At 42.9% G+C, this 15,005-nt stretch carries 13 protein-coding genes and 1 pseudogene; 9 read left to right on the top strand and 5 right to left on the bottom strand.

Features of this window, described 5'->3' with window-relative positions; translation table 11 throughout:
• Together BANH1_RS05745 and BANH1_RS05740 are read right to left on the bottom strand one after the other, a co-directional pair.
• Complete coding sequence (locus BANH1_RS05745) at nucleotides 1-327, bottom strand: VirB3 family type IV secretion system protein (RefSeq protein WP_015398429.1); 327 nt, start codon at nucleotides 325-327, stop codon at nucleotides 1-3.
• 13 nt (nucleotides 328-340) lie between these two features.
• A complete protein-coding gene (locus BANH1_RS05740) occupies nucleotides 341-661 on the bottom strand; it encodes a TrbC/VirB2 family protein (RefSeq protein ID WP_015398428.1) in 321 nt (106 codons plus the stop codon).
• A 137-nt stretch (nucleotides 662-798) separates the two neighbouring features.
• Between BANH1_RS05740 and BANH1_RS05735 the strand changes: the two genes are divergently transcribed.
• From BANH1_RS05735 to BANH1_RS05725, 3 genes are all read left to right on the top strand, one after another.
• On the top strand, nucleotides 799-1,506 hold the full coding sequence (locus BANH1_RS05735; RefSeq protein ID WP_015398427.1) for a nuclease (SNase-like): 708 nt from the start codon (nucleotides 799-801) through the stop codon (nucleotides 1,504-1,506).
• A 1,127-nt stretch (nucleotides 1,507-2,633) separates the two neighbouring features.
• Nucleotides 2,634-2,846, top strand: coding sequence for a type II toxin-antitoxin system Y4mF family antitoxin (locus tag BANH1_RS05730; RefSeq protein ID WP_015398426.1), 213 nt, complete (start codon nucleotides 2,634-2,636; stop codon nucleotides 2,844-2,846).
• The gene (locus tag BANH1_RS05725) at nucleotides 2,843-4,081 is read left to right on the top strand and encodes a type II toxin-antitoxin system HipA family toxin (protein WP_015398425.1); all 1,239 of its coding nucleotides are present in this window, start codon (nucleotides 2,843-2,845) and stop codon (nucleotides 4,079-4,081) included. The genes BANH1_RS05730 and BANH1_RS05725 overlap by 4 nt, the downstream gene beginning before the upstream one ends.
• 225 nt (nucleotides 4,082-4,306) lie before the next feature.
• Here BANH1_RS05725 and BANH1_RS05720 read toward each other — a convergent pair whose 3' ends face one another.
• A complete protein-coding gene (locus BANH1_RS05720) occupies nucleotides 4,307-5,362 on the bottom strand; it encodes a TIGR04086 family membrane protein (RefSeq protein WP_015398424.1) in 1,056 nt (351 codons plus the stop codon).
• A gap of 561 nt (nucleotides 5,363-5,923) precedes the next feature.
• Between BANH1_RS05720 and hisS the strand changes: the two genes are divergently transcribed.
• Entirely contained in the window at nucleotides 5,924-7,420 is a 1,497-nt protein-coding gene (hisS, locus tag BANH1_RS05715) for a histidine--tRNA ligase (protein ID WP_015398423.1), read from the top strand.
• 112 nt (nucleotides 7,421-7,532) lie between these two features.
• Here hisS and BANH1_RS05710 read toward each other — a convergent pair whose 3' ends face one another.
• The gene (locus tag BANH1_RS05710) at nucleotides 7,533-8,057 is read right to left on the bottom strand and encodes a peroxiredoxin (RefSeq protein ID WP_015398422.1); all 525 of its coding nucleotides are present in this window, start codon (nucleotides 8,055-8,057) and stop codon (nucleotides 7,533-7,535) included.
• A 216-nt stretch (nucleotides 8,058-8,273) separates the two neighbouring features.
• Here BANH1_RS05710 and BANH1_RS05705 point away from each other — a divergent pair, with 216 nt between their 5' ends.
• Complete coding sequence (locus BANH1_RS05705) at nucleotides 8,274-9,902, top strand: alpha-D-glucose phosphate-specific phosphoglucomutase (protein WP_015398421.1); 1,629 nt, start codon at nucleotides 8,274-8,276, stop codon at nucleotides 9,900-9,902.
• Between the two features lie 8 nt (nucleotides 9,903-9,910).
• On the opposite strand, the gene fumC is transcribed toward BANH1_RS05705, so the two are convergent.
• Nucleotides 9,911-11,299, bottom strand: coding sequence for a class II fumarate hydratase (gene fumC / locus BANH1_RS05700; RefSeq protein ID WP_015398420.1), 1,389 nt, complete (start codon nucleotides 11,297-11,299; stop codon nucleotides 9,911-9,913).
• 237 nt (nucleotides 11,300-11,536) lie between these two features.
• On the opposite strand from fumC, the gene groES reads away from it, so the two are divergent.
• From groES to BANH1_RS07255, 4 genes and pseudogenes are all read left to right on the top strand, one after another.
• A complete protein-coding gene (gene groES, locus BANH1_RS05695) occupies nucleotides 11,537-11,833 on the top strand; it encodes a co-chaperone GroES (protein ID WP_015398419.1) in 297 nt (98 codons plus the stop codon).
• A gap of 59 nt (nucleotides 11,834-11,892) precedes the next feature.
• Nucleotides 11,893-13,536 carry a chaperonin GroEL gene (groL, locus tag BANH1_RS05690; RefSeq protein WP_015398418.1) on the top strand — a complete coding sequence of 548 codons (1,644 nt, stop codon included), beginning with the start codon at nucleotides 11,893-11,895 and terminating at the stop codon, nucleotides 13,534-13,536.
• 421 nt (nucleotides 13,537-13,957) lie between these two features.
• Nucleotides 13,958-14,563 carry a leucine-rich repeat domain-containing protein gene (locus tag BANH1_RS05685; RefSeq protein ID WP_015398417.1) on the top strand — a complete coding sequence of 202 codons (606 nt, stop codon included), beginning with the start codon at nucleotides 13,958-13,960 and terminating at the stop codon, nucleotides 14,561-14,563.
• A gap of 145 nt (nucleotides 14,564-14,708) precedes the next feature.
• Nucleotides 14,709-14,991, top strand: a pseudogene (locus BANH1_RS07255) (PhnA domain-containing protein).
• Nucleotides 14,992-15,005: the final 14 nt, after the last annotated feature.

Genomic DNA, 15,005 nt, shown 5'->3' with positions numbered 1-15,005 from the left:
TCATTTCATATCCTTATAATTACGAATAAGACGAAGCGGCGCGACACTTGCTCCTCCCCAACGGTTGCTATTTTTTGAGCGACCACGAGTATTTAACCACACCATAAGAATACGGAATTTATTATGGTCATTCTTGGTGATTTCCTTCATAATGAAATGCGTCACAACACCAAAGCTAATAAGAAATATATTGCTTGACATGATGAAGATTATGGACGTTGCTATCACATTTAAGCCCATGGCTTCCACGGTTACACCAGCAATCATAGCTGGACGCGTGCAAGCCAAAAAGAGCGTATCTTCTGTAAGCTGATCACGCTTTTTCATTCTCTGAAACCGATTATGTAGTGATTAACATATTAACGATTTGTGGGGCGCCAAAAATAATGGCAATACCTACACAAACAAAGAAAGCTTTACGCAGTTCTATATAGCCTGCAATCCATGCAATACCGGTACCTGCAACCGCTATAATCGCAATCGATTTTGCAATACCGCCGGTCATTGCATCAACAATTTTGTCAAGCGCGCTTTGTACTTTGCCAAGGCCTTGAGCAAATGATGGTTCAATAAATACGGCCAACGACAATAACAAAAAAAATATCGTCGTGAACCACTTCTTTTTTGTGTTTAACGCAACTGTTTTTCCACTGACGGTCATTTGACCCCCCCTTTATTACTGAATTAATTGATGGATGGCAGCCTCATAAACTAATCTTTTAATTTATGCTACATTTGATTTTAATAAATGATTCATTTTTTTACTAATTCCAAAACTAGACGTTTCAAAATTTTATTATGCGGTTAATTTATCGAAATAAATCAAAATCATTATTTAGACGAATTATATTAGTTTATATTATAGCAGGCGGCCTTTATACACTGAGTCAAAATTCTAATTTTGCTCAAAAATTGCTTACTGATTATCAATCAAAAAATATAATGAAAGATCAAATTACGACTACAAAGAAAAAAGTTGAGGACGATACGGCGATATATAATTCAATAAAATTAGACGAGACTCTCCCCGTCTATTCTGGATTTATCCAGGTAACAAGTGGAAGCAGTTTCAAGATGATAACACCCGTTGATGAACCATGGCGGAAAAGAATTATGCGGCGTGTACGTTTATATGGTGTAGAATCTTGTGAACCGCGTCAATTTGCTGTGTATAATGGCATTAAGTGGCCTTGCGGTTCCGTTGCAACCGCTTGGCTTGTCACAAAGACGTTGAATCAAAATGTTGTTTGTCAAACAGCAAAAGTCGTAAATCAAATTCACTATGCTCAGTGTCTGGTTAGTGGTGTAGACATCGCTCGCCTCGGTCTTTCCGAAGGTATGATGATCTTGTCACTAGATCAGAAGGATTTTCCTTCACCTTCGCAGTATAAACAGACTGAGTATTCGGCCAAAATTGCTGGGGTGGGGATATGGTCAAGTGAATTTGATCGCCCTGAAGCCTGGCGACGGCAATATGGCAATTATAATCCTCTTGATCCGCAATAAGTACCAAATTCTCAGAAATGATGGGAGTTTTAATCTCTCTTTGTTCTGGGAGTGAAATATGCGAAGAATTTTGGTGGTAAAGTTTTCGAACAGAAGCCCACCTATTTGGAAGGGCGTAAAATTTTCAATATCAAATTGTTGTTCTTTTATTGAAAAATCTTAAGCTGCAGGTGGATAGCCTCTTTTAGGCGTGATTGAGGGCAAATATTGCAGAACTTTTTGATTGCCTAAAGTTTTTTGGTCCGGTTATTCGTTGCTGCTAACAAGCGCAAATGGGCACTGTACATAATAAAGTTAATATTTGCTGCGCTTCCTAAATATTAGGATTCCTGAGATTCATCGTCTGTTTTGCGTTTGTCTTCTTCGAAATTATGTGACTTAATGGCTGTAAAAAATTGGCTTCTATAGGGAATTTCTAATTGATTTTCAGATTGATAGTCGGCAATTAAAGTTCTATAATTCGCTTGTGAAGAGTTTTCCCCATGGGTGATTATAACGCGCCGTGCTTATGCTGAGGAGTGGCTTAAACCCACAAAAGATTGTCCGGATATGCGCATATTCTGATTGATATTCGGTGCGAGAGGGATGGCTGTTTTATCTGAAAAGATATTACTCAGCTTTTCTGCCAATTAAAATCACGATCAGTGCGGGGTATAATTAGGGCTTAATTGTTGTGAGGCTGTGTGTATATCCGCTGCGGGCAGGAGTAACACCACTGGTTGAAAATATTGCCAATTGATCAAAATTGGCTGAACAATATGGCGTGAGAAGTATTTATATAATTTTCGATATTTCATATCAACGAAGATATAATGCACATAAAGATTGAAAATGATCAAAGCTTTGCGGCTAAAATTGAAAAATTTTTGCAAAAACAGATCGGGGCGAAGATGCTTTTATGCAGTGGGCGTAAACGATTTGTTTAAGAAATGGGCTCTTAAGTAAAAAATTGTGCCCAATTGGGAAGATGATTCTGAATAAGACAGATGTTGATGTCATAAAAAGAACCCGATCGGGATTATATTGCCAAAATAATGCGCCGTAGGGATAAAATAAACCCGATCGGGTTCTTTTTGTTGATATAGCGCTTATTTACGCTTAAATAATCCCGAGAGGGTTGAAATCTAATGGATACGCAAGTTCAAAAATTAGGCAGCCTTATTCGGCAAACACGAAAAATGCAAGGGCTAACGCAAAAGCAACTGGCGGGTGTAAGTGGTGTTGGGGTGCGTTTTATTCGCGAATTAGAACAAGGGAAAGAATCTTGCCATATCGGTAAAGCCTTAGTGATTATTCAGATGCTGGGCCTCACGGTTGAAATCGGTGGTGAACTATTATGAGCCGCGTTTTAGATGTTTATTTGAAAGGTTATTTTGTTGGCACTCTCACGCAAGAAACGAGTGGCCAATTGAGTTTTGCTTATGACCACGCTTATGTTGATGAAAAACGGCTCCCCGTTTCACTTTCGCTGCCTTTGCGCAAAGAGCCTTATGATACATCTCAGGTGAAGGCGTTTTTTTCCGGGCTTTTACCCGATGAAGAGGTGAGAAAACGTCTTGCCCAAAATTTAGGTCTTTCAGAGAAAAATCCTTTTGCTTTGCTGGAAGCTGTTGGAGGGGATTGCGCAGGGGCTTTAGCTTTTTACCCGCAAGGAGAAAAACCTGAAGAGGCAACAGAAGAGGTTGAAAATTTAAGTCCTGAACGTTTGTATGACATTTTAAAGCTTATTAACCGTCGCCCCATGTTGGCGGGGGACGGTGGTTACCGCTTATCCCTTGCAGGGGCCCAAGACAAGCTGGCCGTTGGTTATAAAAATGGGCAGATTCAACTCATGAAAGGAGGAGCACCCACTACCCATATTTTAAAGCCAATGATTAAACATATTAAGGACAGCGCGCATAATGAATTCTTTTGTATGAGACTCGCGTTCCATATGTGGTTGAGTGTGCCTAAGGTTTCCCTTCATTTTGCAGGGGAAATTCCTTATTGTCTTATAGCACGATATGACCGTGCGATTGATGACAAAGGACAAGTTATCCGCATTCATCAAGAAGATTTTTGTCAAGCGTTAGGTATTCCACCTGAGTTGAAATATGAGCGCGAGGGAGGGCCGACGATTAAACGTTGCCAAGAGATAATGACAAAAAATGCGGAAAGCCCTGCGCTCGCTCAGCTTAAATTATTTAAAATAATTCTTTTCAACTATTTGATTGGCAATAATGACGCCCACGGCAAAAATTTCTCTCTTTTATATTCAGAAAAGAAACCGTCTCTTGCGCCGCCTTACGACCTTTTGAGTACGGCTATTTACCCTAATCTTGCGACAGAAATGGCTATGAAAATTGGTGGAGAATATGATCCAGAAAATATTTATCGGCGCCATTTTTACCGCTTGGTTGATGATACAAAAACGGCGCGAGTGTTGGTAGATTATTATATTGAATTATATATTAAACGTATTGTCTACGCAGCAGAAACTTTAAAAAAAGAATTAGAAGCTGGTGGTTTAAAGTCAGACATTTTTGGTGAGATTATTGAACTGATCAAGACACGTGTTTCGCATTTACAAAAATAAGATAGATATGATCTTAAAAAGGGCGCACCTGTGCGGAGCTTTGTACGCCTGCCGCAAAGGTTGTAGGAGATAGAATGACCGTCGCGAAGTGAAATTGTGCTCACATCCTTTAGTGAAAGACTTGTGAGCTTATTTTTCATGATCGATAGAGAGAAAATCTTAAAACCAAAAAGGCCACACAGTTTGTGCAGCCTTTTTGGAGGGTAGATGGTGGTCAAACTATTTTCAAAAAATGAAATAATTTTGGCGGCTTTGATAACCATAATAGCCACAGACGCTGGCGATGATAGCTCCAATGAGGCTACCTAAGAAGCTCAACCATCCAATGGCTGAAGCTGTCCCAATAGCTTTATTGGCGGCGGTCTGAGCGTTTTGGGCAAGTGTTTCAATATGGCCAGTTTGCTCACTTAGTGTTTCGATCGCCTGTTCAATTTTTTCTCTTGCAGCCTGATAAGTACGAATGGCGCGGTCTGCTGTTTGCTCAGCCTCAGCTTGGGTCATGCCATCGTTCACGAGAGTACGAACAATATCATTACGGTTGATAGACGCCTTTAAGGTTTGTGCACGCTCAGAAAGGTTGGAACCGAGGTCTCTGAGATATGTACGGTAATGAGAAGGGTCATCTTTGAAAGCTGTTAGAGCTGACCGAATATCTCCAAGAGCTCCTTCATAGGCCTGGTTCAGGCGTTCAGGGTCCAAAGCAGAGATCTCGTTTTTGTTCAGAAGTGTGCGTAAATCGCCACGGAGTTTATCAAAATCGGCCACAGGGCTGACTTGATCATCCAGCAAGCGCTCCAAAGACTGAGAATTTGTTGCGGAGAGGATGGCCTGTCCTCCTGTTTTAAGAGAAGAAGCAGCGCCTGATACAGTTTGAGCACCTAGATTGGCAGCGCCTGAAAGAAACAGGGCAGCTTGCAGTGTTACCGCAAGAGTTAAGAGGGCCCAAGTTAAAAAGCCGTGAGCTGCTCCTGCTCCTTTTGCGAAACGTCCAGCCACGAAGCCCCCACCTGCAAGACTAAGAATAATGGTAGCAATAGAACCAATACCCATTGATGTTAGGGCCCCTTCGAAGGGAGCAGAAAAAGAGAGATCGATTTTCCCCAGGCCTAAAGCTGCGACCAAAAAAGAAAAGCAGATTGAGATGGCGACAGCGGTAATGAAGCCGGCTAGAATAGCAGACCATGAAATATTTTGGTTGCCGGTTGAATACTCTGTTTCCAGTGCAAAGCTTCCTGCGAAATGAGTGTCTGACGATGCGTCTATTGGAATACGCGTTTCCATATGTATATCTCCTTGAATGATGCTGGGGATAAAATGCGCAGAGGAAAATTATGTTCCAATAAGTGGTTTAGGATGCGAAAAGTTATGCAAAGTTAGGCTGGAACGTTCTTCCAGAAATAGGTACAGGTCATTCCCCCCTACGGGTAGGACTATCCCTCCAAAATAGATTAGGTCGTCCTTCCGGAAATAGGGCCAGACTATTTTTTCCAGCGGCGGTATGTTGCCCAATACAGTTTGCACGCTCGTGTGCTTCACTGCTGAGTGGAAGGGGAAGTTTCTTAATTGAGATTAGACAATAGGTCTTGCACCTTTAAATTTTCTCCCAGGAAAACTGCTAACCTATTATATTATGATGTAGAGTGAGAAGTTTGAGGGAGCATGTCGGCGTTTAGGGCTCCGATCGGTAAAAGGAGATCGAGCCTTATGAAGGGCAAAAGCGCGGCGACATTACCATGCAGCTGCAGCGCTACTACTTGGCCGCTGTGTTATAAAGTCATTGCAGCACTCGTTCCTATGAGATAGACACAATGATCCGTGAAAATTTGCTGTTAGAGAAAAATAATGGTTACAAAACAAGAAAAAACTAAAGCCCGTTTACCGCGCGGTTTTGTCGATCGAACGAGTGCACAATTATACGGAATTGAAACAGTGATTGCTCAGATTCGTGAAGTTTATGAGCTTTATGGTTTTGAAGCGCTTGAGACGCCGATTTTTGAATATACTGATGTTCTCGGTAAGTTTCTGCCCGATTCAGATCGGCCAAACGCAGGCGTTTTTTCTTTACGCGATGATGATGAGCAATGGATGTCTTTGCGTTATGACCTTACAGCACCTCTTGCGCGTTATTTCGCGGAGAATTTCGAAATTTTGCCAAAACCTTACCGTAGTTATCGCCTTGGCTTTGTTTTTCGTAATGAAAAGCCGGGGCCAGGGCGTTTTCGGCAGTTTACGCAATTTGATGCCGATATTGTGGGGACACCAACAGTAGCAGCTGATGCAGAAATTTGCATGATGGCAGCGGATAGCTTAGAAAAATTAGGAATTCCGCTCCATGATTATGTTATTCGCCTTAATAACCGGAAAATTCTAGATGGTGTTCTAGAACTCATTGGTTTAGGAGGGAGCGGGCAGGTTGAAAAACGCTTAACTGTTCTGAGAGCAATTGATAAGCTGGATAAATTCGGGACGGAAGGGGTGCGTTTGCTCTTGGGGCGTGGTCGTTTGGATGAAAGCGGTGATTTCACCAAAGGAGCGGAGCTGGGCGAGCAAGATATTGACCGTATTCTCACATTGATTTCTGTAAGCGCAGAAACGGCGGAAGAGACACTGGATAATCTTAAAAAAGTAGTAGGGCACAATGTTCAGGGGCTTGAAGGGGTGCGTGAACTCGAGGAAATGCAAGCGATCTTTTCTGAAAATGGTTACCAACATCGCGTCAAGATCGATCCATCAGTTGTACGAGGGTTGGAATATTATACAGGGCCTGTTTTTGAAGCTGCGTTGCTTTTTGATATTCTCAATGACGAGGGACAAAAAGTTGTTTTTGGATCAATTGGCGGGGGAGGGCGCTATGATGGGTTAGTCGCGCGCTTTCGTGGTGAAGATGTTCCGGCGACGGGGTTTTCAATCGGTGTATCGCGCTTGATAGCGGCTTTGCAAAATCTCGGAAGATTGCCCGTGAAGGAAACAATAGGGCCCGTTGTGGTATTGGTGATGGATAAAGAGCTTGAGGTTATTGCGCGTTATCAAAAAATGGTAATGCAATTGCGCTCCGCTGGCATTCGTTCTGAATTATATTTAGGAGCGTCGGGTATGAAAGCACAAATGAAATATGCGGATCGACGCCACGCACCCTGTGTTGTGATCCAGGGATCTCAAGAACGCCAGGAAGGGAAAATTCAGATCAAAGATTTGGTTGAAGGTGCGCGCTTAGCAGGTGAAATCAAAGATAACCAAACATGGCGCGAAAGTCGACCAGCCCAGGTAACTGTTGACGAAAATCAATTGGTGGAAACAGTACAGGCTATTTTGGCAGCTCAAAAATCACAAAAATTTTAGCCACTTAGCTACCTCTCAAACAGTTGACAAACGGCGCAAACGCCTACGAAAAATGGCACAACCTCCCCCTTCTGGGAAAATCTGTGCCATTTGAGCAGGTCATTTTTTAAATTTATCCCCGAAGGGCTTTTAAAATATTTTGTGGTGACGATACGCCGTAAGGGTCTTCAGTGCAGTTATCTGAAAAGCCTTCTTCTTCAAACCATTGTTCGATGACACCGTCATTAATCACAGCAGCATAGCGCCAGGACCGCATTCCAAAACCGATATTATCTTTGGCGACGAGCATTCCCATTTTGCGCGTAAATTCACCAGAACCATCAGGGATTAGTTTCACATTTTTGATATCTTGCTGTCTTCCCCATGCGTTCATGACGAAAGCATCATTGACGGAAAGGCAATAGATTTCATCAATGCCGGCTTGCTTAAATTCATCATAGAGTTTTTCAAAATCGGGGAGCTGAAAGGTTGAGCAAGTAGGGGTAAACGCGCCAGGAAGAGAAAAAAGAATAACCCGTTTTCCCTTAAAATACGCATTGCTGTCAACATCCTGCCACCGGTAAGGGTTACTCCCGCCAACTGATTCGTCACGCACGCGTGTGCGGAAAGTTACGTCGGGGACTCTTTTTTTCATCATAATTATGCTCCTGTATGTTCTGGGAGTTATGGGTTAAAACAACTTCTGTGTTCAAGTACGTACTCTATATACCGAGTGCGCTCAAACATGCACCGTGGATAGCCATATACCAAGGTAAATTTGCAAATATTTCATGCTTACGTCAAGCAGAATTAATCATCGACTTTGGCAGATGTTCACTCTAAGGGTTAAAAAAGAAGATATAAAGGGGCCACAATGACCGTGACGACAGTTTCGACAACGGCTTTTGATGATCAAAAACCGGGAACATCTGGTTTGCGCAAAAAAGTATCAGTTTTTCAACAACCTCACTATGTAGAAAATTTCATTCAATCTATTTTCAATAATGTTGGGTCCTTTGAGGGAAAATTGTTAATTCTTGGGGGTGATGGCCGCTACTTAAACCGCACGCTCATCCAGACTGTGCTGAAAATGGCGGCTGCCAATGGTGTGGGGTACGTTAAAGTGGGGCGAGGCGGTATTTTGTCTACTCCTGCTGTTTCGCATCTTATTCGCAAATATAACGCTCATGGTGGTATTATCCTTTCGGCGAGCCATAATCCCGGCGGACCGAACGGTGATTGCGGTATAAAATACAACATTTCTAATGGTGGTCCAGCACCCAATTCTCTGTGCGATGCTATTTTTACAACGTCGCAACGTCTTTCTTCTTATAAAATTGTAGAGGCGCCAGAAATCGATTTAGAAGTGGAGGCAAAAACCGTTATAGAGTCCATGCAGGTGGAAATTATTGATCCTGTGGTTGATTATGTCTCTTTAATGCAAGAAATTTTTGATTTTGATTGCATCGCTCAGGCCGTTTCAAAAGGCTTAACCTTGCGATTTGATGCCATGCATGCAGTGACGGGACCTTATGCGCAGGAAATTTTCGAAAAACATTTGGGATTCCCTCAGGGAACAGTGATTAATAGTGTTCCATTACCAGATTTTGGGGGAGGTCACCCAGATCCAAATTTAGTTTATGCAAAAGATCTCTACCGTCTGTTAATGTCCGACCGAGGGCCCGATCTTGGCGCGGCTTCTGATGGCGACGGTGACCGTAATCTTATTATTGGGCGCAAACAATTTGTTACACCTTCTGATTCCCTCGCTATTATGACGGCTCATGCTCCTTTAATAAAAGGGTATAGGCAAGGCATTGCGGGTATTGCGCGCTCTATGCCTACGGGGCGTGCTGTTGATCGGGTTGCCGAAGAAGAGGGGTTAAATTGTTTTGAAACCCCAACAGGATGGAAATTCTTTGGGACACTTTTGGATGCTGGAAAAGTGACCTTTTGCGGCGAGGAAAGTTTTGGAACGGGATCTAACCATGTGCGCGAAAAAGATGGTTTATGGGCCGTATTATTTTGGTTGAATCTTTTAGCTGCTACGGGGGAAACTGTAGCACAAATTGCCCAACGGCATTGGCGTCGTTATGGGCGCTTTTATTATTTACGCTGCGATTATGAAGAAGTTGATACGCCAAAAGCTCACGCAATGATGGACCAATTGCGCGCACAATTGCCGGAGGCAGGGACCAAAATCGGTGGGTTGACGGTCAAAAAGGCGGATGATTTTATCTATCATGATCCGATTGATCAAACTATTACTATGCAGCAAGGAGTGCGTATTTTTTTTGATCATGACGCGCGGATAGTCGTGCGTTTATCCGGGACTGGAACAAAAGGCACGACAGTACGGCTTTATTTTGAGCAATATGAAAATGATCCATGCAAGCACGACCAAGAGCCGCAAAAGGTGATCCAGCCTTTACAACGCGCGGCACTTGAATTGTTGAATATAAAAAAATACTTAGGCCGTGAACAACCCGATATTATAACATAAGAAATTTCTCATTGTGGATGGGTCATCTTTTCGGGATTAACCAAGCGATTATAATCGGCCTCAGAAACACCAGCTTTTGAAGCTTCAGTACGCAAAGTCGTGCCATTTTTATGGGCAGCTTTGGCGATTTCAGCCGCTTTTTCGTAGCCAATTTCTGGTGCGAGGGCCGTCACTAACATAAGGGAGCGTTCCATAAGAGCATGAATATGATCTTGATTAGCACGAAGCCCTTTGATGCAGTGCACGTTAAAAGAGCGCATACAATCACCAAGAAGGCCGAGCGACTGTAGAACATTATAACCGATAACGGGCTTATAGACATTAAGTTCAAAATGGCCTTGGCTGGCAGCAAATGTTACGCTGGTATGGTTACCAAAAACCTGGCAGGCGACCATAGTCAATGCTTCGCATTGAGTAGGATTGACTTTTCCTGGCATAATAGAAGAACCTGGTTCATTTTCTGGTAAGGCCAGTTCTCCTAAGCCTGAACGTGGTCCTGATCCTAAAAAACGAATGTCATTGGCAATTTTGAAAAGATCTGCAGCTAATGCATTTAAGCTTCCGTGAAAATGCGCAAGAGCTCCATGATGGGCGAGAGCTTCAAATTTATTGTGGGCGGTTTTGAAGGTTATTCCCGTGAGGGTGCTCATTGTTTTTGCGAATGCAACATCAAAGCCGTGTGGTGCATTGAGACCCGTTCCGACAGCAGTGCCTCCTTGGGCAAGCATTTGGACATCATCGAGAGCTTTTTCAATTCGTTGACGGTTGGCTTCTAGCGCGGCTCGATATCCTGAAAATTCTTGCCCGAGGGTTAAAGGTGTTGCGTCCTGGGTGTGGGTGCGTCCGATTTTAATAATGTCTGCAAATTCTTTTTCTTTTTCCAGCAAAGCAGCGATAAGATCATCAAGGATCGGTAAAAGATGTTGGCGTGTTTGCAGCGTCGTTGCAATATGAAGTGCTGTGGGGAAGGAATCGTTAGATGATTGGCTCATATTCACATGATCATTAGGATGAACGGGCGATTTACTGCCAAGAGTTCCCCCCAAAAGCACGCTGGCACGATTAGCAATCACTTCATTGACGTTCATATTACTTTGCGTGCCAGAACCTGTTTGCCAAACAGAGAGTGGAAAATGCGTATCAAAAGCGCCAGCCAATATTTCGTCAGCAGCGGTAATAATGGCTTGCCCTATATTCTGCGGAAGCTTCCCTTTTTCCATATTGACAAGAGCGGCAGCCTTTTTAACAAGGCTTAAAGCGTAGATCAAAGCGAGAGGCTGTTTTTCTGTGCCAATATCAAAATTGTGCAGAGAACGTTCAGTTTGCGCTCCCCAATAACGGTCTTGACGCACCGAAATCGTTCCGAAACTATCAGTTTCTTGACGTGTTTCAACCATAATAAAATCCTTTTATGTTCACTTATTAATCAAAAGGTAGATAGCAAAAAATAGATAGCGCAAAATAGAAAAAAGAGGCAAGAGCAAGAAGCGCGTCGAGAATAATTATTTCAGAAAGAAACCTTGACATTGTAGAGCGAGATTTTTATATTCCGGTCAGCGTTAGCACTCTTAATAGAGGAGTGCTAACAAGAACTTAAGATTAATTCGATTATATTAAGTTTAAGGATTTAGAACATGGCTAACATAAAATTCCGCCCGCTTCACGATCGTGTTGTCGTTCGCCGGGTTGAATCAGAAAACAAGACCGCTGGCGGGATCATTATCCCCGATACAGCAAAAGAAAAACCCCAAGAAGGTGAAGTGATCGCTGTTGGCAATGGTGCTCTCGACGATAGCGGGAAGCGCGTGCCTACGGAAGTTAAAGAAGGGGATCGTATCCTGTTTGGAAAATGGTCTGGAACTGAAGTTAAGATTGATGGTGAAGAACTCTTAATTATGAAAGAGTCCGATATTATGGGAATTTTGGGGTAATTAGCTCCCCAATTATTTCATTTTGTACTATTCTTAAGATAACTCCAAGGAGAAATTAAATGGCCGCTAAAGAAGTCAAATTTAGCCGTGAAGCGCGCGAGCGCCTGTTGCGCGGCGTTGATATCCTTGCTAATGCTGTTAAGGTTACACTCGGCCCTAAAGGTCGTAATGTCGTGATCGATAAATCATTTGGTGCGCCTCGCATCACGAAAGATGGTGTATCGGTTGCGAAAGAAATTGAACTAGAGGATAAGTTCGAAAATATGGGTGCGCAGATGTTGCGCGAAGTTGCTTCAAAAACCAACGATATCGCTGGTGACGGAACAACAACCGCGACCGTTCTGGGACAAGCTATCGTACAAGAAGGCGTAAAAGCTGTTGCTGCTGGTATGAACCCAATGGATCTTAAACGCGGCATCGATGCTGCTGTTGAAGAAGTGGTTGAAAATCTTTTCAAGAAAGCGAAGAAAATTCAAACTTCAGCAGAAATTGCGCAAGTAGGGACGATCTCTGCTAATGGCGCTGCAGAAATCGGAAAAATGATTGCTGATGCCATGGAAAAGGTCGGCAATGAAGGTGTCATTACTGTGGAAGAAGCGAAAACTGCTGAAACTGAACTGGAAGTTGTTGAGGGGATGCAGTTTGACCGTGGATATCTTTCGCCTTATTTTGTTACAAATGCCGACAAAATGGTGGCTGATCTCGATGATCCTTATATTCTTATTCACGAAAAGAAATTGTCTAATCTACAGTCTTTACTTCCTGTGCTTGAAGCTGTTGTTCAGTCCGGTAAACCGCTTCTTATCATCGCTGAAGATGTGGAAGGCGAAGCTCTGGCAACGCTCGTGGTTAATAAGTTGCGCGGTGGTTTGAAAATTGCGGCTGTTAAAGCTCCAGGATTTGGTGATCGCCGTAAAGCTATGTTGGAAGATATCGCGATTTTGACATCAGGCCAGGTTATTTCTGAAGATGTTGGTATTAAGCTCGAGAATGTCACTTTAGATATGCTCGGACGTGCAAAGAAAGTCGCTATTTCCAAAGAAAACACAACGATTATTGATGGTGCTGGAAAAAAGGCCGAAATTGATGCTCGCGTGAATCAGATCAAAGTACAGATCGAAGAAACAACTTCTGACTATGATCGCGAAAAACTGCAAGAAAGACTTGCTAAACTCGCTGGTGGTGTTGCTGTTATCCGTGTTGGCGGTGCAACAGAGGTTGAGGTGAAAGAAAAGAAAGACCGTGTCGATGATGCTTTGAATGCAACACGTGCTGCCGTGGAAGAAGGTATTGTTGCCGGCGGTGGAACTGCACTCTTACGCGCGGCCAGTATGCTTACTGTTAAAGGAAGCAATCCTGATCAAGAGGCGGGCATTAGCATCGTGCGTCGTGCTTTGCAAGCGCCTGCACGCCAAATTGCTAGTAATGCAGGTGAAGAAGCAGCGATTATCGTTGGCAAAGTACTTGAGAATAATTCAGACACATTCGGTTATAACACTGCAAAAGGTGAGTTTGGTGATCTGATTGCTCTTGGAATTGTTGATCCGGTAAAAGTTGTACGTTCTGCTTTGCAGAATGCCGCGTCAATTGCGAGCCTTCTCATTACGACAGAAGCAATGGTTGCTGAAGTTCCGAAAAAAGATACTCCTATGCCTCCTATGTCCGGTGGCGGAATGGGTGGAATGGGCGGAATGGATTTCTAAGCTCTTCTTAAACCAAATAAAAAAAGAAGCGGGCCGAGTGGCCCGTTTTTTTATATTTTCGATCTATTCTGAAATATGCCTCGATATTTGTTTCTCTGATGAATTTTCGTTTTATGCAATAGAGGGCGCCCTCTCGGCAGTGGGCGAGGTATAGAGATAATTTTTAGCAGAGAGAAGATAAACTGATATTAAAGATTTTATAGGGAAATACTTAAAGAAATAGAGTCTCTTCTGTTGCTTAAATTCATTTTTTGAGTTAACGACGTAGCCTGTTAATATCTACTTCATTAAAGTAGGAATGTACTAGAATAATTTAGTTTATGCCCGAGTATAGCAAAATCCTCACTTTCCAAAGTGGGGAGAGTTTAAATTTAAAGCCCAATCTCGGGAAATTTATCCAGGATGTTGGAAAGAGGGGAAGATGAAGAAACTTCTTTTATTATGCATAATTTCGATCGTTTCGTTGTCCGTAGTCAGTTGTGGCAGCGCGGAAGACAAACATAAAGCGCAACAAGAAAAAGGAAATGAAAATTCTTTAGATAAAAAGCCGTCGGTAAATACCCCGGAAAATGATACCACAGGAAATATTCCAGAAGGCACTCCGGAAAACACCTTGAAGAGCATTCCAGAAAGCACAGTGAACGATATTCTGGAAAAGGCCTTGAAGAGTTCTCCAGAAAGCGCTCCAGGTAGTGCTGCTCCAGAAGATGCTTTGAAGAGTTCCCCAGAAAGCGCTCCGGGTAGTGTTATTCCAGAAGATGCCTTGAAGAATTCTGCGGAAAGCACTCCAGATAGTGTTGCTCCAGAAGATGCTATGAAGAGTTCTCCAGAAAGTGCTCCGGGCAGTGTTATTCCAGAAGATGCTACGAAGAATTCTCCAGAAAGCGCTCCAGGTAGTGTTGCTCCAGAAGATGCCTTGAAGAATTCTACAGAAAGTGCTCCAGGTAGTGCTTCAGAAGATACTCTGAAGAGTTCTCCAGAAAGCGCTCCGGAAGAGAATCTTAAAACAGAGCCTAGCGAACAATAAATTTTGAATATATGGCACGCAAAAGGGGGGCCCCCTTTTGCGCGTCCGTTATGGGTGATTTTTACAGGCAAAAAGTGAAATAAAAATATATCAGCTCTCTAAGTGCCTTTAATGTGATGGTCTTTATACTTATGAAGAGAGTGATATTTTTCTTTGTTTTGAATGCGCTCATGAGTGGCCACAAAAGAGCGAGAATCTCACTTTTTCGGGTGCGGTTTACAATGCTAACGGTCGTAGATTGATGGACGGCGGCAACGCTATGCAGATTAAAAATCTTTGAAGCGAAGGGTGCGGTATCTATTTTAAAGAGTGGCACTAAGATTAAAAATATCTGCTTGACAGAGGGCTGCCATACTATCGATCGTAAGAGCGCAAAAATTGGACAAATCAGCTTAAAATCGAGATTTTCCAAAAAAAATAGCGCATAGTAGTTTATTAACGG

Origin of the sequence: Bartonella australis AUST/NH1, assembly GCF_000341355.1 — a bacterium.
GTDB classification, from domain to species: domain Bacteria; phylum Pseudomonadota; class Alphaproteobacteria; order Rhizobiales; family Rhizobiaceae; genus Bartonella; species Bartonella australis.
Note: the sequence above shows the minus strand (reverse complement) of the source record. Positions and strands in the feature narration are given on the sequence as shown.

Coding starts and splice junctions, on each gene's coding strand:
- groES (WP_015398419.1), top strand. CDS start 11,537: ATGGCTAACATAAAATTCCGCCCGCTTCACGATCGTGTTGTCGTTCGC.
- BANH1_RS05730 (WP_015398426.1), top strand. CDS start 2,634: ATGGATACGCAAGTTCAAAAATTAGGCAGCCTTATTCGGCAAACACGA.
- BANH1_RS05745 (WP_015398429.1), bottom strand. CDS start 327: ATGAAAAAGCGTGATCAGCTTACAGAAGATACGCTCTTTTTGGCTTGC.
- groL (WP_015398418.1), top strand. CDS start 11,893: ATGGCCGCTAAAGAAGTCAAATTTAGCCGTGAAGCGCGCGAGCGCCTG.
- BANH1_RS05740 (WP_015398428.1), bottom strand. CDS start 661: ATGACCGTCAGTGGAAAAACAGTTGCGTTAAACACAAAAAAGAAGTGG.
- BANH1_RS05685 (WP_015398417.1), top strand. CDS start 13,958: ATGAAGAAACTTCTTTTATTATGCATAATTTCGATCGTTTCGTTGTCC.
- BANH1_RS05735 (WP_015398427.1), top strand. CDS start 799: ATGCGGTTAATTTATCGAAATAAATCAAAATCATTATTTAGACGAATT.
- BANH1_RS05710 (WP_015398422.1), bottom strand. CDS start 8,057: ATGATGAAAAAAAGAGTCCCCGACGTAACTTTCCGCACACGCGTGCGT.
- hisS (WP_015398423.1), top strand. CDS start 5,924: ATGGTTACAAAACAAGAAAAAACTAAAGCCCGTTTACCGCGCGGTTTT.
- BANH1_RS05720 (WP_015398424.1), bottom strand. CDS start 5,362: ATGGAAACGCGTATTCCAATAGACGCATCGTCAGACACTCATTTCGCA.
- BANH1_RS05725 (WP_015398425.1), top strand. CDS start 2,843: ATGAGCCGCGTTTTAGATGTTTATTTGAAAGGTTATTTTGTTGGCACT.
- BANH1_RS05705 (WP_015398421.1), top strand. CDS start 8,274: ATGACCGTGACGACAGTTTCGACAACGGCTTTTGATGATCAAAAACCG.
- fumC (WP_015398420.1), bottom strand. CDS start 11,299: ATGGTTGAAACACGTCAAGAAACTGATAGTTTCGGAACGATTTCGGTG.